Raw genomic sequence first — 17,378 nt, 5'->3', positions numbered from 1 at the left:
ATGAAGATTGTGATTGCACCAGATTCTTTTAAAGGAAGTTTGACAGCATTAGAAGCTTCGTTGGCGATGGAGCGAGGAATTAAAAAGGCATTGCCGAAAGCAGAGACAGTTTTAGTGCCAGTTGCAGATGGCGGAGAAGGTACAATGGATAGTTTAGTAGCCGCAACAAATGGTCGAAAGGTAGAAGTGACGGTGATGGGGCCAATGTTAGATAGTGTTCAGGCTGCCTATGGAATTCTAGGCGATCAAGAAACCTGTGTTATCGAAATGGCCAGTGCTTCCGGTCTAATACTGATCGAGCCAGAGGAACGAAATCCACTGTTCGCCACCACTTACGGAACTGGGGAATTAATAAAAAAAGCAATGGACGATGGCTATCGAAAATTTATTCTTGCTATCGGTGGAAGCGCTACCAATGATGGCGGAATCGGAATGCTCCAAGCTTTGGGGATGAAGTTACTGGATTCAGACGACAATTCAGTCGGTTACGGTGGTGCTAAACTTGCGAGTATTGTTGAAATTGATGAGCAGGATTTTGATCCTAGAATAGCGACGTGTGAATTTTTGATTGCATCCGATGTGCAAAATCCTTTAATAGGACCGAATGGTGCTTCATATGTGTTTGGTCCGCAAAAAGGAGCAACAAATGTCATGGTAGAATTTCTCGATATTCAATTATCTGCTTGGGCCGATTTGGTTGAAAGTAAAAAAGGAATTCGTTTACATGACAAGCCAGGTGCTGGTGCGGCAGGCGGAATTGGCGGGGCATTCCAAGCCTTCTTCCCTGCTAGAACAAAAAGAGGGATTGACATCATCGTTGAATACACAAAACTGAAAGAAAAATTACGCGATACAGGGTGCGTATTCACAGGGGAAGGTCAAATTGATTTTCAAACGGCCTCTGGAAAAACGCCAATGGGAGTTGCCGAGGAAGCGAAGAAGCAAGGGATTCCTGTATTTGTCCTTTCCGGTTCGATTGGAAAAGGGATTGAGGAGTTATATCAACACGGGATTACAAGTGTCCACAGCATTGTAAGCGCCCCCATAACGCTTCAAGAAGCGATAGAAAGAGGGGCTGAATTCTTGGAATCCGCAGCCGAGCAAGTCATGCGCACTTATTTAGCATCTTTTCAAAAGTAGAAAATAGGGAAATTCAGGAGGGAAATACATGTTATTTTTTGTTTTAGTCATTGGGGTTTTATTGATTGTAATTGCAACAACGAAATTTAAGCTACATCCATTCCTTTCACTTTTGTTAGGAACATTATTCGTCGGATTTGCTTCAGGTATGCCATTAGATAAAATCGTAGAAAATATTAACAGTGGATTTGGAGGATTGATGACGAGTATCGGTCTTGTCATCATTTTCGGTACCATCATCGGGACAATATTGGAAAAGACTGGGGCTGCGTTGCGTATGGCAGAGGTCGTCCTTCGTGTTGTCGGTCCCAAAAGACCACAACTTGCGATGAGTTTGATCGGCTATATTGTTTCCATTCCCGTTTTTTGTGATTCTAGTTTCGTCATTTTATCTAGTTTAAGAAAAGCTTTGGCCAAGCGGGCAAAAGTAGCTGTTGCATCGATGTCTGTTGCGCTTGCAACTGGTCTTTATGCCACTCATACGCTAGTACCACCGACTCCAGGTCCAATTGCCGCTGCAGGGAATATCGGTGCAGAGGGGTTCTTGGGTACCATTATCTTAATCGGATTAATTGTGGCGATTCCTGCCGTAGTTGTCGGCTACTTTTGGGCGACAAAGGTTGCCAGCAAAATTAAAGTTGAAGATGATGGAAACGAGATGGATTATGATTATGATGAAATCGTTCGCTCATTCGGTAAAATGCCATCTGCTTTCCAAGCTTTCTTACCCATTATCTTACCAATTGTTTTAATTGGAATCGGTTCAGTCCTAACTGCTCTGGGAATAGAGGGAAGTATTGCGGATTTTTTTATTTTCTTAGGGAAACCTGTAATTGCGTTATTGGCAGGTGTCATTGCCGCACTTACGTTACTGCCTAGATACGATGAAGAAACGTTAACTAAATGGATTGGTGAAGCATTGTTAGACGCCGCTCCTATACTGTTAATTACAGGAGCTGGTGGTGCGTTTGGTACAGTTATCAAAAATACAGGCATTGCAGAAATCATTCAAAGCTGGGATATTGGAAATATTTTGAGCGGCTCGTTATTCCTGTTGATTCCTTTCCTTATTGCCGCCGCTTTAAAGACAGCTCAAGGTTCTTCAACAGCATCCTTGGTGATCACCTCATCGCTGATTGCGCCTATGCTTCCGACAATCGGAATTGAAGGAGCAGTTCCTCTGGCCTTAGTGGTCATGGCGGTTGGAGCAGGGGCGATGACGGTTAGCCATGTAAATGACAGCTTTTTCTGGGTAGTTACAGAATTCACCGGAATGAAAGTGACAGATGCCTACAAAGCCCAGACAATGGCTACTTTATTGCAAGGGATCATCACAATTATCACAACGATGATTTTGTGGATAATCCTCGTTTAATAATCCATATGGAGCAAGTGCTACAGTTAACCAAGAAAGAAAAATGGTAGAAGATGTTCAAGTTGCTGTTGAACATCTTCTATGCTCAAAATGCAATTTGAAACTTTTGCTGTTGCACTCAATCCTTATTCACATAAAGAATTTTTTTTGCTAGCGCCAAGCCTTGAGCAGGTGATCGACTTAGTTGCACTGATATGAAACGAAACTGTCTGGCGCACGGCACGAGCAAAGACCTCTACATTGGTCAGCACTCTGATATTCGTGGGTTCTCACATTTTATCTTACCGTTTGAAGAACCTATTCTGTTTTCTCAGCAATCCTTTTTAGTTCTTTTGCTCGAGTTATTTATAATTTAACCTCTTTTATTTCTCATTCATCTCCTATTATTTCAGGAAATACTATTTTCATTTTTCTACTTCAAACACTATATTATTTTGTTTTCGAGCGGTTTCTGTTATCTTCAGAACGATTCGACTTATCTTCATTAATTCCTCATACTCTTTAAAGTTATTTGTTTCAATAATCCTTGTGAACTCTTCAATCTCATAGATTATATCGTTTTCATACTGGGGAATTTCAAGGTTTTCACTCTCTTTTGTATGACTATCGACAAATTGAAGCTTATTAATAGGGGCAACGTGGTCAAGTATAAATGAACCCTCTTCACCATGAATTTCTGATGGGATGTGTGAATGAGATATTTTAGAACAAAGAACCGTACAAACAAAACCATTGTATTCTAAAATTAGTGTCCCGCCTCCATCAACTCCACTTCGTAACATAATCGGATGGTAGGAAATGTTATCGGGTTCACCGAATAAGGTAACAGCCAGACTAATAGGATAAACACCTAGATCTACAAGAGCCCCGCCAGAAAAAACAGATGAAAAGATATTTGGTTCTTCCCCTTTTAAATATAAATTATAACGTGAGGAGTATTGGATATAGTGTAGGATTGCACTACGTAATTTTCCTGCCTTGGTTATTTGCTGTTTGAGAATTTTCGAATTTGGTGAATGAATATTGCGCATCGCTTCAAATAAAAACACTCTATTTTCTTTGGCAAGTTGATAGGTATCGTCCCATTCTGCTGTATTCGAAAAGATTGGTTTTTCACAAATTACATGCTTGTTATGCTTTAAAAACAATTTGGCTTGTTGATAATGAAGAGAATTTGGTGAAGCTATATAAACGATATCAATGTGCTCGCTTTTTGCCATTTGTTCTAAATCATCAAACGTATGAGGTGCGTTATATGTATTGGCGATTTGACTTGCATTTTCAATCGATCGTGAATAGACGGCACTCAACTCTAATTTTTCACTTTGTCCTGCTGCATTAATAAATGAATTTGTAATCCGACTCGTTCCTACTGTACCTAATTTCATCGTCAATACACTGCCTTTCTTTCTTCTCATTTACTATTTCCTTTTTATTTTTTCATTTGTTTTACAAGGCCTTTTGGAGCGGTTCTTAAATAGCCCTCTAAAATATAGTCTTCGATTTCGTCCCAATTTAGTGAGTCGGTATCAAACGTTGTCCAACCGTGCTGTCCGATGTATGGCGTTTTCTTGTAACCTTCTTGTTGAAGGAGTATTTCTTGTGTCGTTTTCAGGGTCTTGATCGCAATAGAAGGATCATTGTTGTTTTCGCCCAACATTACAAACGGCTTGTCTTTTACCCGAAAAGAAGTGTGTCCAAAGGAATCGACCTTCTCTTCAATCTCCGGATATTGAACGCAAATTTGTCTTACTCTTTTTAACAATTGTTGACCTTTTTCAGATTGGATCCGTTTATCATGTTCCATTGTAGTACCTCCTTACCTTGGTTCATAGTTTATGGTGATGCAAAAGTATCCTCTCACAGGTTCGTTTTTTCTAAAATTGTCTTTAACGTTTGCAAATCCTGTTCAACCATTTTCTTATCTGCGGCAAACTGTTCATCTGTTATTTCCAATAGCTGAAATAGTGTAAACAAGACTTCGCAACCAGTGTCATTAGGAATCACGCGCATTGGATTCAGTATCGATTGCTCGGGTGTCGGTGTCACGTAATGATCCAAAACCCCAAATTCATTTTTATCAACAAATCGAATATTCATCGGACCATCTAGTGTTTCTAACACCCATTGATCATTTACTTTTTTTACGGACTTTGTAAAAGAGGTTAACCAACTAGGTAAGTTTTCAGGGTTACGGATGTACTCATAGGTTTCATGCGGATTTTTGTTAATAGTGATTGATAGTGTTGTGGAGTGGAACATGGGTATAACTCACTTCCTTCTATCTAGTCCTCTAAAATATAAGGCACAGACGGATTTTCCTCACCAAATTTAAGCTTCGTTTTGTCCGGTATGTAAGCGAGCAATTTGCGTGCTTCCTCATAATCAAACCATTGAACATCGACAATCTCACCATCTGGGTCAGCAGGGGCTAGCTCACCCCCGATTATTTTTGCATAAAAGGTGAAAAACACTACATGATGTCCTTTACCAGGAAAGAACTTCTCCCGAATGGACTGCAACCCGCCAGTCACTTCAATATCCAACCCTGCTTCTTCTTTTGTTTCACGGATGACCGCTTGCTCTAGCGTTTCTCCCTCTTCAACAGCGCCACCAGGATAACTCCAGTATGAAGTATCCCCTTTTTTATTTTGAACGAGCACGATTTTTTTATTTTTCCCATCAATGAGTATTGAACTCACCACGTCTACTCTCTTCATTTTTTACCTCCTTATCTAAATTCCCGTTACTTCTGTTAATTCTAGTTTAACATTATGAATCCTTTCAATACGGTTTAAAAAGAAAACACTACCTCACTTGATAAAAAGGCACTACCTCTAATTCGAAGTAATGCCTACGTCTTTTATCTTGTACAACGCACTTAAAATTTTCCAATGTAGCTTAGTTGATCCACTTCTTTCGAATCCATTGACCCGTCTAAAATTTTCAATACATCATTTAAGGTATCTTGAAGCCTAACCGATTCCCCTTTTGTACTAGTGAATTCTTCCGCTACATAAAATGGCTGTGTTAAATATGCTTCAAGTAGCTCTCCACGTTTATACGTCTGAACCTCTGAACTCGGTATACCATCGATTCCTTTTACGGTTACGAAAGAGCGTAATTCACGGTAACGCCGAAGCAACTTTTGTGCACGTTGTTGAATGTTAAAATGATTTTGATCAACATGTGTTCCTTCAAGCAAGGAGGAAGTTGAGTAGATTGGATTTACTGCAGGATATTTTTGTCTTGCTGCGAGATCGATATCGAACTGCCAGAGTGTTTCAAGAGGCCCGTATGGTAGCTCTTCATCCACTGCTTCCCCTTTTAAATCGACAAGAAGCGTTGTCACATTTTCAATACCAATATCCTGGAGTCTTTCCTGCAACTTGTGAATTTCTCCTGTAATGACATGAGCTCGATCGGCAGCAAAGATAATATCTTTCGTTTTATCAGCTGCGGCCATTTTCTCATACGCCTCATCAATTGAATTTGTCACAGTATCCACATAGTCCAGAATATCCTTCACTTCTGGATGTTCACCTTCCGGCATGAGTAGATGCGTACTGTAGCCGTCCTTTTTCAAACTATGGAAAAGCTCTGAGAGGATTACAAGCTGACCCATACCCGGACGAGCAACTAAACCGACAGTTCCCCCTTTTACCAGCGGTGCAAACAGATCCAATGTCTTAATCTTCGTTTCGATCAGTTCCATCTTCTCCCCTCTAATGATTAGTTCATCCAAACTACATTGAGCGAGTGTCGCAAGGGCAACCAACGTACGAACTTCTGCACGTCCTACTGAAATTTTCCCATTGCATAGATTTGAAACAGTTGCTGGGCGTAAACCTACAGATCGAGCTGCACTTGTTAAGTTTGGAACCCGTCTACGTAAAAGGGCGACATTTAATCGGATACTTTCAGTGTTTTCCATCTTCTTACCCTCCTTCTTACTTTACATAGTAAAATATATTACTCCACAATGCAATATTTTTTACCTTTTAACGTAATTATTCTTTCGTCATAAGGTTGTTTCTTTCTTTTTCAAATAAATGCCGTCTAATCGGTGTCTGATTTTTATCACAAAAGAAAGTTGTTTCGATTATTAACCTCGTAAAGAAAACCGTTAAAAAGGTAACACTCCTTAGAGCATTACCTTAGCCACTAAAATATCTATTTTATTACCCACCGTATTGATACGGCTAATTATTCAACTTCTTTTCATTGCTTTCCCGACGCATCCTTTTCATAAAAGCGTAGAAGATCTTCATAGATAACCATGTCTGAATAATGGAGTTCTTGATTTCGCTTTCCAAAGTATTCATTACAATTACCACGGCTTACAAGCTCCCCACTTTCTTTGTCAAAACAGCGATCATCTGTGTAAATATAGTTTTCGGTTATAAAGCTACCATGTCTGAGCACTGTAAAATTTTCTTTTTTAGCAAGCATATCCTGTCCGAGGTGGATATAGTCATCTGTCTTGATACCAAGCAAGTGCAAGAGTGTCGGACGAAGGTCCACTTGTCCTGAAACAGTTTCAACCGTCTTCCCTTGCTCACCTGGCACATGAATAAACAATGGTACCCGTTGAAGTTTAATGTGTTCAGGTGGTGTGATCGGATGACCAAGTACTTGCGAAAGACCATCATCATAATAATTTTGTGAAATCCCATAGTGATCACCCATCAATACGATAACCGAATCTTCATATAACCCTTTATCTTTTAACAGTTGGAAAAGGCGTTTCACAGATTCATCCAGGTATCGCACAGTCTTAAAATAGCCGTTTACAACATCTTCGTCTGTGTTAGGTGGAGAAATCATTACGTCTTCATTCAACAAAAATGGAAAGTGATTTGTTAGTGTGATGAACTTTGCATAAAACGGTTGATCCAGCTGTTCAAACTTAGCTGCGGATTGATTAAAGAATGGTATGTCTTTAATTCCGTAATTTACCGAGTTCTCCTGTGTAACATTGTAAAATTCTTTTGAGAAAAATTTGTCATAACCTAGTGAATCGTACATGATATTTCGATTCCAAAACGTTTTGTCATTCCCGTGAAAAACATAGGATTTGTAGCCATGTTCACCCAAAATTTCAGGCAGTGCCGTATATTCATTTTCCGGTTTACGAACAAATACGGAACCGCTAGCAAGGGGGTATAGTGAATTATCAATCATAAATTCTGCATCCGAGGTTTTCCCCTGAGCCGTCTGATGATAAAACTCATTAAAATAATAGCTATTGTCGATCAAACTATTTAGAAACGGGGTTACTTCTTCCCCGTTAATTTCTCGATTAATGACAAAGTTTTGCGTTGATTCAAGCATAACAACAATTAAATTTTTCCCCTTAGCTGCACCGAAAAGCTCTGGATCAGGCTCGACGCTTTGTTCATCAACATATTTACGGATTTCATCAACTTGATCCCCGTCCGCAAATGCATTTTTTGTTGTCGATTTGACTTGCTCAAATAGATCATAAAGATGATAGTTAAACGTGCCAATAAAGGATACAAGTTTTTCACGATTATAAAGACCAGCCATTAAATGTGGCTGCACGACTTTTGCCGTTCCAATTGTTGCTACAAGCAAGAGAAGGGCAACTGCGACAATGGATAGCTTCTTTTTAATGCTAAATACGGTTGGCTTTAGACGATTTCCTTTTGCAATCCAGAAAAGCGCGATCAAATCAATAAACAGCAATGCATCTGCCGGACTCATCAACTCGACGGTACTTGGACCGAGGCCTCCGACATTATCAAGTTGCAGCAGTACAGGAATCGTTACAAAATCAATATAAAACCGGTAATACAACAAGTCTGCGTATAATATTCCAGTTGCCAGAACGCTCAAAGCAATAATGTAACCGCTCCGCATTTTGTTCGTAAAAAAGAATGCCCATCCAAGCAGAAGAATGACTGAGGCAAGCGGATTCACGAACATCATAACTTCCTCTAGCAAGGTAACTCCTGAAAGGTGCAGATAAAATTTATAAATAATATAGGTCTTAATCCATAATAAAACAACCGCTGTCCAGAATAGGGATTGTGTAGAGCGAATTGAAGAAATCATACCGTCACAACCTCCGTTCTACAGACAATAAGGCAACGTCACACAAAACCTCGAGTAGTGTAATTATCTTTTCTTTACTGTTGTGTCCCATCAAAGCAATTTGGATCCAGTTCCTCTCGATTAAGTACTCACTTCGATAACTAAGCTGATATCCCTTATTGTCTAGCTTTTCACCGACTTCTGTGGAAGAAGCGGTTACAGGTAATGCAATGGTCACAATCCCTGGGGACGTACCGACAAGCTGAAATCCACGTTCTGTGAGCTCCTGCTGCAACCACTTAGCAAGCTCTTCCTGCTGCTGAAAAACAGTTTCCCGTTCAAAGTGTGTCAATGCTGTTTGTAGAGCAAACACAAGATTAGATGAGTGAGTGAAAGGTACGCCTCCCTTTTGGCGATAAAATCCAAGATCAATGTACCTCGGAAGGAAAGAATCGGCTTTCACTTCATGATTATAAAAAACAAACGCTAAACCGGCATAGGACCCAAGTGCTTTCCCACTTCCTGATGAAGCAAGATAAACACCGTCAAGGTCAACAGGGACGCTGCCCAGCGAACTACAACAATCCATACAGAGCTTGATGTCAGCTTTTCTACTTATCTCTTTCAGCATTTCTAAGTCATTAAGGACTCCAGTAGATGTTTCACAATGCACCGACCAGATCCACTTGATGTCAGGGTTATTCCAACATACGTCCTCGAGTTCTTCCTTCCCGAAGGACTGTCCCCACTCTTGTTCTACAATTTCAAAATGAAGACCAAAACGTGAGGCATGATCAACGAGACGTTGTCCGAATTCACCGTTTACCAAAATTAAGCCGCGTTCATTTAACCGCGATAATTGACCAGCGACAACATCATTTCCGAGCGTTCCTGTCCCGAGAAGGATTTCAACAGATTTTGCATTCGCAATTCTGAGTAGCTGCTTTTTCGTTTGCTCGAACTCTTCTATAAATGGTTTTGCCCTATGTGAAACTGGTTCTTCTTGGAACGTATTAATAACTTCTTTCCGAAGTTTGACAGGCCCAGGTAAGAAGTTTTCATTTGGTATCTTCTTTTGTGCTCTTGCTTCAATTTTCCAAAACAGCTTTCCCTTTTTCTCGAAGGCTTCTCGCGTTAAGAACATAGGCTGGAAAAGGGCGCCCTCCTCCCCGACAAGCGGTCCAAACGGAACAAACCCGAGATGTGTATAAAGCTTTTGTTCTCGAACGGTTCCCGAAATAATTGCGAGATCAAATCCATTTTCATTACAGAATTCTATGAGTCTTCTCGACATATTAAAGAACACACGGCCGTTGCGGTACGTTTTATCTACGGCAAGTAAACGGATTTCACAAATGGAACGGTTTTTTGGTAAGTAATCCTCTAGGTTTGTTAATTTTTTATCTAGTGAAAAAGGTCGTTTGGAACGCACGGCCATCATCCCGACGAGCCTTTCCTCATTCAAGCAAATTATATATGTATTTTCATCATTAAATTTGTCAATCAGCTGTCCTGTATTATTCGATTCATGTTGTGGGATTTCATCTACAAAAGTTTGATAGTTTAGTTGATGGATCTGCTCAAACTCCCACGGCTCTGAAGCAATTTTAAAGGTCAGGGATGAGGTTGTATTCATATATGTCACTCCTCTATTTCGGTAAAATAACCCTGTTTATTTCGTCACGAATATTTGTTCTATGTGCATAAATCACGATACCTGTCATGATTGCTGTTCCAATCATTGTAAAGATCCCAATGCCACCAAGGAAAAACATAACAAATGGTGAAAGACTCAGCGCAGTTAATCCTGTAATTGTAAACCTTCTATAAAATAAGTATAACAGCAAGAATACGAGTAAGATAATCCCAACTGTCCGAACATCGAATAGCAGTAGTACCCCAAGGAAAACGGCGATTCCCTTTCCGCCACGAAATTGGAGTTGGATAGGCCAAATATGACCTGCAACTACAGCCAGACCTGATAGAACAACAATGACCTCTCCCCACTCAAAGTATAGAGGGATCCAAACAACTACAAGCCCTTTTACTAGGTCTATGACAAGCGTAGCAGCAAAACCCGTTCGTCCAAGTAATCGGCCCGTATTCGTAGCCCCTGCATTCCCGCTTCCAAACCGACGGATATCTTGTTTCCTTTTATAGCGTACTAAATAATAGCCACCATTTACGCAGCCTAGAAGATAACCAACAACAAGCCAAAAAACAAGTATAATAGGAACCAATTAGATCCCCCTTCATTTTACAGCATGTACTTTTTCGCTCTGTTACTTTATCAAACTTTTACCAATTAGTCGATCATTAGTAGAATTTAGTTGAAAGTTGCAGTTTCGCTTAAATGGATAATGGTTGCTTTGATCAAAAACTGCTAATTTAGAATTTGGTATCAATGCATACATTTCTTGTCTTCATATTGGTCGGGATTAAAATTAGAAAGTTTTGTCGGCTCTTTGTTTCTGCACTTCCCACAATCGAGTTAACATGTACTATTTACATAAGACCATTTCATATGAATAGTTTACCATTTTTAACGAAATATTTTACAATTGTTATACTATAATGCATTAAAAGGGTAAGAAAATGTACTGAAAAAGAGGAATTATATGATGTAGTAGATGTAAAAAGGATTTTTATACTTTCTTAACGTACAATAGAAAAAGGATGACCCGTAATTTCAAGTCATCCTCCATTTAAAATATTTCGCTTATCATTTAGCTTGGTTGTGTAGATAACATTTTGTTATTTTCATATAAGAGATTAATAATTTCGTTTATTGGACAGCTTTCTTTAGACGAAAGAAATTCATCGATCCTATGCCGAATTTGCTTTTGTTTCCAACTATTTTCCAATACAGAGGCAATCTGATCCTCAAATCGATCATCCAGCACTGGCGTAATAATTTGTCTCGTGATTAATTCTTTGAGATTCAGTTGTTCCTGACCGGGCAATGCTGAATGTACAAATATAAACATTCTCTTCTTCAAGGCCTCACTAACCGTTATACCACCTGGTTTCGTTAAAATTGCATCCGCTCTTTCATATAGCTCATTCATCTCAGAACGACAATCAATATAAGCCTTTGGTTGAATGTGATCCACTTTCCATGAAGAAACTTCCTTAAACAACTTTTGATTGTTACCACATAGGACCGTGTAGGAGTAGTTTGAGACTTTACGAACACCTTTCAAGTATTCTAGTATACTCCCAACCCCAGAGCTTCCTCCTGCCACAAGAATATGTTTACGAGCTGACTTTTGTGCAACCGTATCGGAAAGAATTTGATCGTTAGTCGGGATTCCAGTTATCGCAATCCTATCTCCTTGAACCCCTCGATTGATTAATTCCTTTTTCATTGTTTGATCATTTACTAAATGAAGGTCAATTTCCGACTGACCCCAGATTCCGTTCACGAAAAAATCAGTATAGATGTTTACAACAGGCACAGAAATGGAATGGTTTCGTTTTAATCGACTAATAAGTGCGGATGGAAAGCTATGGGTACAAGCAATCACATCTGGGCGTTCTTTCTGAATCAATTCCAACATTTTCGTTTCAAAACCTAAGAGTTGAACGTAATCAATCGCCCGTATATTATTTTTTTTCGGTTCATACATGAAGCGACGATAAACCCAATTGTATGTTTTCGGGAGAGAGCTTATCCATTTTAAATAAAAAGATGCTATCGTCTTTTCAAGAGGCTGGTTCCAATAACTCAGGAAATCAATCTTCTTACATGTAATCGATTCGTTCGATTTTTGAATGGAATCAATGAGTGCATCTGCAACCTGATGGTGTCCCGATGGCATTTGAAACAAAGGCAGAAATAGTATTTTTTTCATGCACGGCTCCCTCCTTTCCAACTGAACTTTTTTATAAAAATGGTTCCTGCAAATAGAACTAACGCAGCTACACCAAGCCATGGTAGGTATTGTAACGGCAGTGTTTCACCAACAAAATACCCTGCTGCAATATAGAACATTGTCCATAAAAAGCTTCCGATAATCGTAAGCACCAAATAGAGATACCTTGGGTACTTGCAAGTCCCTGCAATATATGGCGCAAGCTGCCTTAAACCTGGAACAAACAATCCAAATAAAAGGATCAATTTTCCATGCCGATTAAACTTCTCACTCATTTCACTCCATCGTTCAGGTGTCACTTTAATAAAGCGCCCGTATTTGTTTACAAAAGGAATACCGATGCTTCTACCTATCCAATATGCGCCGATCATCCCTGTTATCGTTCCTATAAAAGCACTACCTGCACTCAACTCCATTGAGAGATGATGATTAGCAATAAGCATACCAACCAATACCATAAAGGTTTCTTCAGGAGCTGGAATACCGACAACCCCACAAAACAGTGTCACAAGAATGATCCAATATCCATATGTTTCTATTGCCTGTATTACATCATTTATATTCATATTGACCTCTTCTCCGGTTCGTGGATTGATTCAAACTCAGACAAGTGATCCTCCAAACGGAGACATTGATAGCTTTGACTTACGATTTCCGGTAAGAATGTTGATAAGGCTTGAATCATGTTAGCAGGTGCCTCTGGATCGGCTCCTTTTGTGGCACCATTATCATGAAGCAAAAAGATTCCCCCACCATGAAGTTCCCTTCTCAGTCTTTCTAATAATGCAGTTGAGTCAGGTTCATTTTTCCAATCTTTAAAAATACCAGACCAGAGGACAATCTGATAAGGTCGCGCAGTGAACAGGGTAAATAGGTTAAACCGTCCCCATGGTGGTCGGTAATAACGCGGTTTATCACCCGTTAATTTTTCTATAATGCTCGCACATTTATTTATTTCTCGTTTAGCAGCAAACGGAGTCATGTACCAATTGCTTGTATGTTTGACGTGATGAATCCCAATGGAATGCCCTTCTCGATGCATCCTTTTCACAATTTCAGGATACCTGTTCGCACACTCTCCTACAATGAAAAATGTCGCTTTAATATGATATTGTTGTAAAAGATCTAATAGCTGCGGTGTATAGGTTCTGTTTGGTCCATCATCAAATGTTAATGCGAGTGTTTTGTGATGGTGTCCCCTTTTCGTCATCCCTATAGAAAAGATTCGAAAGATGACTGTCGGAACAAGACCGTACATCAGCAAAAGCGTTACTGCGATTGATAATACCCAAAACAAGATCTCCATAAGTTTCTCCTTAATCTGTAATATAGCTCGGTTCAAATAAACTCCACCATACCATATCTTAAGTATTTTTTCGATTAGATAAGAAAAGCGCAAGCGCCCTGCTTAGCCACGAAGGTCACTGGAAGACCGACGAGGAGGCTGTTGCCGCCGCAGGAGGCCTGAAGTGATCCAAGTGGTTGGGCGCTGAAGCTGGACATTACATCCATGCCGCAAACTTTTATACTTTCTTAACGTGAAATAGAGAGTGAAGAAGTGACAACATTATGTATTTTACCATTCAATTGTTAATTAATTAATAAAATTCGATATAAGTAATAAAAACGAAATTGAATTGGGGAGATCGCGATGAAAATAGGACTGATTGGCGATAGTTTAACAGAAGGTCGACCTGGAGTTTCTTTCTTTAAAATGTTAGATAATAAACTGAAAGACGATACACTTGTCAACCTCGGAAAACCTGTTAGATGAATTTGTTTAAGACAAAAGTTTGTATCCCTAGCCAAACAGCCCAACCTGCAATCCCCACTAGTAAGCACACAAAGATCGGTGTAGAACTTTTTATCAGCTGTAAAACAATAAATAGCATTAGTGCAGTTGCAGGAAACCCTAACAATACGGATGTAATGAATTGACTCAGTTCATTATGCGTTTCACCCTGCACATATAACCAGACTAAACTAAGCAGACTTACTAAAGGCAACGCTGCTATGTACCCCCCGTAAGTCGGGAATAGCCTTGCAAGCCACGTAATGAATCCGATCAAAAGGGCTGAAACAACAACCTTTATTAAGGTAAACATCTCTTTGACCTCTCGCTTAATAGTTTAAAAGCTGACTTGACAGTTGCCGTCTCATCTTCATTTAAGCTTTCTAAAACCACTTCTAGTTTTTGTTTATCTAGAGTAGTGTTTACTTTAAGTACCTGTGCCCCTTCAAAGGTTAGCTCAATCAAAACCCGCCGCTCGTCTTCTAGATCTCTTATTTTCGTTACTAGCTTCTTTGCAATTAATCTTTTTATATGTGCAGAGGCGGTATTATGAGATATTGATAAATGATTAGCAACATCTTTTACCGTTATTTCTTTCTCCCTGTCTATCAATTGTAAAATTCGAATAGCCTGGTGAGTAATCTTTCCGTCATACGAATAACGCAGGTGAAAATAAATATCAGACCAAAATGTATTTAATTCATCAGAGGAAAATTCGGTCATACCTAACCAACCTTTCTACATGGAAATATATCCTACATAAAGATTATATCTATATATGAGATATAAATCAACCTTAAATTCCCCTAAAGGATGAAGGCTGTTAAAGGTGCAAAACCACCCAAAAAGCTAGCAAATAGCTTAAGGGTGGTTTCTTATTTTTTACACGTTAAGAAAGTATAAAAATACTTTCTATAGTATAAGCGCAACTAAAGCTCAGCCGGCGCCAAAGGCTTGGCTTTGCCAAGTTTTCTTTATGGAAAGACAAACAACCGTTACACTCAGCTATTTTCGCACCGGTGAGATTAGATGTAACAGCGTTGAATCGCTTACAGGTTCAACCAAGACTGGCTTCATGAATCCCCCAAAGCTTAATTTAACCTCTTCATTTTTCAGCGTTTTCAGAGCTTCCATCAAAAACCTTCCATCGAAGGCAAGGTCCAAATTATTTTCACCAGTTATTGAGATAAGATCTTGATTTTCTGAAATTTCACCCGTTTCTGTTGAGTTAGAAGAGATTATTAATTTTGAACCATCAACGATTTTAAGGTGAATGGTGTTGTTCTTCGAATCATTTGCGAATAAGCATGCTCGATCAATTCCCTCTAAGAACTGCTTTGTTTTTAAAGTAACGACTGTTGAATATTCGGTTGGGATTAATCCCGAGACATCCGGATAATTTCCAGCAATTAATCTCGAAGAAATCGTGATCCTGCTTAGTTTGAAAATGAGATAATTCTCTGTTGAATAGATTGCAATATCCTCTGAATACGAGCCCATTAATTTTACTAATTCCGTTAAACTGGAGCTAGGAATAATATATGAACCACGACCATCTCCTTCGATTCTTTTTACCGTTTTTGCTAGTCTGTGAGAATTCGTTGCCACACAAGTCATCCTATCCTCTTCTATGACCAGGTTAATCCCTGTTAATACAGGTCTTGATTCATTTTTAGAAGTAGCAAATATGGTCTGTTTGATTGCTTCAGATAGATCATTGCTTGTTATAGTGACTCTTTTGTTTGGTTGAAAAACAGGCGGGATTGGAAATTCCTCTGAATGAAAACTATGTAAAGTGGTCGATATTTCTTCTGATTGAATAATGACGGATTGACGGTCTACCTTAATTGATATCGGATTGGGCAGTTTTTTTATAATCTCATGAAAATGTTTGGCCGGTATTACGATACTGCCGGGAGAGCGCACTTCCACTACCTCATTCTCACCCATTGTTAAAGGAATGAACCTTTCAAGAAAGAGATCACCGTTTGCACCGAGTAGTGTAACACCATTGGAATTGACTACTAATTTAAGCCCTGTGTGAATGAGATCCAATGCCTTTCCTGGAATCACTTTACTGACCTCTGAGACAGCTTGTAAGAAGTATTTCTTATCTATCTTAAAATCCATTTGTACGAATCCTTTCTGGAAACGGTATTTGATCGTTAATTCAGCAGATGTTTTCTCACCCATTGAATTCCTTCATCTACGAACTTATCGGTAGGATTAGAATGAGGTGTATGCTCAAAAACAAAATGAACGTCCTTACATCTCGTTAAAAAAAGAAGGATTTCTTTTATGCAGAAATGCTTCCCATCCCCTTCATGTGACGGATGAACAGGCACCCAGATGTATTCACCACCATGAAACTCAACATTGTGCAGATGGGCGACCTTTATGAAGTCTCTCCATTTCGAAATGTAATCAAGTGCTTTCTCCCCGACTGCCAACAAATAGTCCCCAATATCAATACAAAGTTTTAGGTTATAAGTTTCCCAGATTTCGAGCGGGAAGTTATGAAGATACTGAATTCCTACTGGAGAACGATCCAAGCCTAGTTTCGGTTCACAGACAATTGGAATTGAGTATTTATCCTGCAATTTACTTAATCTTCGCAGTCCCTGTTCAATCGTTATGTCTACATTTTCTACAGAGGCCTTTTTAAAATAAGGAAAATGAACAAGGACGTATTCTGCGCCTAAATTAGCCATATATCGGACTTCATTTTCAAATTGCTCCCAAGCTTGCTGCGGCTCGAACTGCACTTTTTCCAGCAAATCATACTTGCTTTGGTTTCGATACAAAGGTGAATGCAGCCCGAAAGACACTTTATGTTCTCTTACTAATTTTAAAAATTCATCAAAAGATTCTTCACTCGGAAACTCACCAATTTCAATGTGATCCATATCGTCTCTAAACAGCTTTGTGAGTTGACTTGGATTGGTCATGATTGTACTACCTGAAAGACTTAAGCGATGTGACATGTTGTTCCATTCCCTCCAATTCTTCACCTAATCAATTACTGTTAATTCATAATGGAATCTTTCTACGATTAACCTAAAAACTATTGTTTCTGAATGTATGTAAGTACTTCATTTTATCACTAATGTTATTTTTTTCAAAATACTCTATTAACTTA

General features: G+C 39.2%; 18 protein-coding genes. 3 read left to right on the top strand and 15 right to left on the bottom strand.

Going from position 1 to position 17,378, the window contains the following annotated elements; translation table 11 throughout:
• Together NON16_RS08510 and NON16_RS08505 are read left to right on the top strand one after the other, a co-directional pair.
• Positions 1-1,140: a glycerate kinase gene (locus NON16_RS08510; RefSeq protein ID WP_257348438.1), complete on the top strand. Its 1,140-nt coding sequence runs from the start codon at positions 1-3 to the stop codon at positions 1,138-1,140.
• A 28-nt stretch (positions 1,141-1,168) separates the two neighbouring features.
• Positions 1,169-2,515: a GntP family permease gene (locus tag NON16_RS08505; protein WP_257348436.1), complete on the top strand. Its 1,347-nt coding sequence runs from the start codon at positions 1,169-1,171 to the stop codon at positions 2,513-2,515.
• A 404-nt stretch (positions 2,516-2,919) separates the two neighbouring features.
• Here the strand turns inward: NON16_RS08505 and NON16_RS08500 are convergent, their stop codons facing one another.
• From NON16_RS08500 to NON16_RS08450, 11 genes are all read right to left on the bottom strand, one after another.
• Entirely contained in the window at positions 2,920-3,903 is a 984-nt protein-coding gene (locus NON16_RS08500) for a Gfo/Idh/MocA family protein (protein WP_257348550.1), read from the bottom strand.
• Between the two features lie 44 nt (positions 3,904-3,947).
• Entirely contained in the window at positions 3,948-4,322 is a 375-nt protein-coding gene (locus tag NON16_RS08495; RefSeq protein ID WP_257348435.1) for an MmcQ/YjbR family DNA-binding protein, read from the bottom strand.
• 53 nt (positions 4,323-4,375) lie between these two features.
• Positions 4,376-4,777: an SRPBCC family protein gene (locus NON16_RS08490; protein ID WP_257348434.1), complete on the bottom strand. Its 402-nt coding sequence runs from the start codon at positions 4,775-4,777 to the stop codon at positions 4,376-4,378.
• A 23-nt stretch (positions 4,778-4,800) separates the two neighbouring features.
• Positions 4,801-5,235: an NUDIX hydrolase gene (locus tag NON16_RS08485; protein ID WP_257348432.1), complete on the bottom strand. Its 435-nt coding sequence runs from the start codon at positions 5,233-5,235 to the stop codon at positions 4,801-4,803.
• A gap of 161 nt (positions 5,236-5,396) precedes the next feature.
• Complete coding sequence (locus tag NON16_RS08480) at positions 5,397-6,449, bottom strand: ATP synthase beta subunit C-terminal domain-containing protein (protein WP_257348431.1); 1,053 nt, start codon at positions 6,447-6,449, stop codon at positions 5,397-5,399.
• Between the two features lie 287 nt (positions 6,450-6,736).
• Positions 6,737-8,593: an LTA synthase family protein gene (locus tag NON16_RS08475; RefSeq protein WP_257348430.1), complete on the bottom strand. Its 1,857-nt coding sequence runs from the start codon at positions 8,591-8,593 to the stop codon at positions 6,737-6,739.
• 4 nt (positions 8,594-8,597) lie between these two features.
• Positions 8,598-10,208 carry an aminotransferase class V-fold PLP-dependent enzyme gene (locus NON16_RS08470; protein WP_257348429.1) on the bottom strand — a complete coding sequence of 537 codons (1,611 nt, stop codon included), beginning with the start codon at positions 10,206-10,208 and terminating at the stop codon, positions 8,598-8,600.
• Between the two features lie 13 nt (positions 10,209-10,221).
• Complete coding sequence (locus tag NON16_RS08465; RefSeq protein ID WP_257348428.1) at positions 10,222-10,812, bottom strand: glycerol-3-phosphate acyltransferase; 591 nt, start codon at positions 10,810-10,812, stop codon at positions 10,222-10,224.
• A gap of 486 nt (positions 10,813-11,298) precedes the next feature.
• Positions 11,299-12,426 carry an MGDG synthase family glycosyltransferase gene (locus tag NON16_RS08460; RefSeq protein ID WP_257348426.1) on the bottom strand — a complete coding sequence of 376 codons (1,128 nt, stop codon included), beginning with the start codon at positions 12,424-12,426 and terminating at the stop codon, positions 11,299-11,301.
• On the bottom strand, positions 12,423-13,013 hold the full coding sequence (locus NON16_RS08455) for a DedA family protein (protein ID WP_257348425.1): 591 nt from the start codon (positions 13,011-13,013) through the stop codon (positions 12,423-12,425). The genes NON16_RS08460 and NON16_RS08455 overlap by 4 nt, the downstream gene beginning before the upstream one ends.
• On the bottom strand, positions 13,010-13,753 hold the full coding sequence (locus NON16_RS08450; RefSeq protein ID WP_257348424.1) for a polysaccharide deacetylase family protein: 744 nt from the start codon (positions 13,751-13,753) through the stop codon (positions 13,010-13,012). Before NON16_RS08450 ends, NON16_RS08455 begins: the two co-directional genes overlap by 4 nt.
• Before the next feature lie 345 nt (positions 13,754-14,098).
• On the opposite strand from NON16_RS08450, the gene NON16_RS08445 reads away from it, so the two are divergent.
• Positions 14,099-14,221 carry a hypothetical protein gene (locus NON16_RS08445; RefSeq protein ID WP_257348423.1) on the top strand — a complete coding sequence of 41 codons (123 nt, stop codon included), beginning with the start codon at positions 14,099-14,101 and terminating at the stop codon, positions 14,219-14,221.
• Here NON16_RS08445 and NON16_RS08440 read toward each other — a convergent pair.
• From NON16_RS08440 to NON16_RS08425, 4 genes are all read right to left on the bottom strand, one after another.
• Positions 14,214-14,552 carry a DUF3147 family protein gene (locus tag NON16_RS08440; protein ID WP_257348422.1) on the bottom strand — a complete coding sequence of 113 codons (339 nt, stop codon included), beginning with the start codon at positions 14,550-14,552 and terminating at the stop codon, positions 14,214-14,216. The genes NON16_RS08445 and NON16_RS08440 overlap by 8 nt on opposite strands.
• Positions 14,540-14,962 (bottom strand): MarR family winged helix-turn-helix transcriptional regulator, encoded by a 423-nt coding sequence (locus NON16_RS08435; protein WP_257348421.1) that lies wholly within the window; start codon positions 14,960-14,962, stop codon positions 14,540-14,542. Before NON16_RS08435 ends, NON16_RS08440 begins: the two co-directional genes overlap by 13 nt.
• Positions 14,963-15,244: 282 nt before the next feature.
• Positions 15,245-16,432: a DNA polymerase III subunit beta gene (gene dnaN, locus NON16_RS08430; protein ID WP_257348420.1), complete on the bottom strand. Its 1,188-nt coding sequence runs from the start codon at positions 16,430-16,432 to the stop codon at positions 15,245-15,247.
• Positions 16,405-17,223, bottom strand: coding sequence for a sugar phosphate isomerase/epimerase family protein (locus tag NON16_RS08425; RefSeq protein ID WP_257348419.1), 819 nt, complete (start codon positions 17,221-17,223; stop codon positions 16,405-16,407). Before NON16_RS08425 ends, dnaN begins: the two co-directional genes overlap by 28 nt.
• Positions 17,224-17,378: the final 155 nt, after the last annotated feature.

Source organism: Pseudalkalibacillus decolorationis (assembly GCF_024609785.1).
GTDB classification, from domain to species: domain Bacteria; phylum Bacillota; class Bacilli; order Bacillales; family Fictibacillaceae; genus Pseudalkalibacillus; species Pseudalkalibacillus decolorationis.
This window is presented reverse-complemented; position numbering and strand designations above follow the sequence as displayed.

Bases quoted from the DNA above. Each gene is read 5' to 3' on its own strand.
- NON16_RS08510 (WP_257348438.1), top strand. From the start codon at position 1: ATGAAGATTGTGATTGCACCAGATTCTTTTAAAGGAAGTTTGACAGCA.
- NON16_RS08505 (WP_257348436.1), top strand. From the start codon at position 1,169: ATGTTATTTTTTGTTTTAGTCATTGGGGTTTTATTGATTGTAATTGCA.
- NON16_RS08500 (WP_257348550.1), bottom strand. From the start codon at position 3,903: ATGAAATTAGGTACAGTAGGAACGAGTCGGATTACAAATTCATTTATT.
- NON16_RS08495 (WP_257348435.1), bottom strand. From the start codon at position 4,322: ATGGAACATGATAAACGGATCCAATCTGAAAAAGGTCAACAATTGTTA.
- NON16_RS08490 (WP_257348434.1), bottom strand. From the start codon at position 4,777: ATGTTCCACTCCACAACACTATCAATCACTATTAACAAAAATCCGCAT.
- NON16_RS08485 (WP_257348432.1), bottom strand. From the start codon at position 5,235: ATGAAGAGAGTAGACGTGGTGAGTTCAATACTCATTGATGGGAAAAAT.
- NON16_RS08480 (WP_257348431.1), bottom strand. From the start codon at position 6,449: ATGGAAAACACTGAAAGTATCCGATTAAATGTCGCCCTTTTACGTAGA.
- NON16_RS08475 (WP_257348430.1), bottom strand. From the start codon at position 8,593: ATGATTTCTTCAATTCGCTCTACACAATCCCTATTCTGGACAGCGGTT.
- NON16_RS08470 (WP_257348429.1), bottom strand. From the start codon at position 10,208: ATGAATACAACCTCATCCCTGACCTTTAAAATTGCTTCAGAGCCGTGG.
- NON16_RS08460 (WP_257348426.1), bottom strand. From the start codon at position 12,426: ATGAAAAAAATACTATTTCTGCCTTTGTTTCAAATGCCATCGGGACAC.
- NON16_RS08455 (WP_257348425.1), bottom strand. From the start codon at position 13,013: ATGAATATAAATGATGTAATACAGGCAATAGAAACATATGGATATTGG.
- NON16_RS08450 (WP_257348424.1), bottom strand. From the start codon at position 13,753: ATGGAGATCTTGTTTTGGGTATTATCAATCGCAGTAACGCTTTTGCTG.
- NON16_RS08445 (WP_257348423.1), top strand. From the start codon at position 14,099: ATGAAAATAGGACTGATTGGCGATAGTTTAACAGAAGGTCGACCTGGA.
- NON16_RS08440 (WP_257348422.1), bottom strand. From the start codon at position 14,552: ATGTTTACCTTAATAAAGGTTGTTGTTTCAGCCCTTTTGATCGGATTC.
- NON16_RS08435 (WP_257348421.1), bottom strand. From the start codon at position 14,962: ATGACCGAATTTTCCTCTGATGAATTAAATACATTTTGGTCTGATATT.
- dnaN (WP_257348420.1), bottom strand. From the start codon at position 16,432: ATGGGTGAGAAAACATCTGCTGAATTAACGATCAAATACCGTTTCCAG.
- NON16_RS08425 (WP_257348419.1), bottom strand. From the start codon at position 17,223: ATGTCACATCGCTTAAGTCTTTCAGGTAGTACAATCATGACCAATCCA.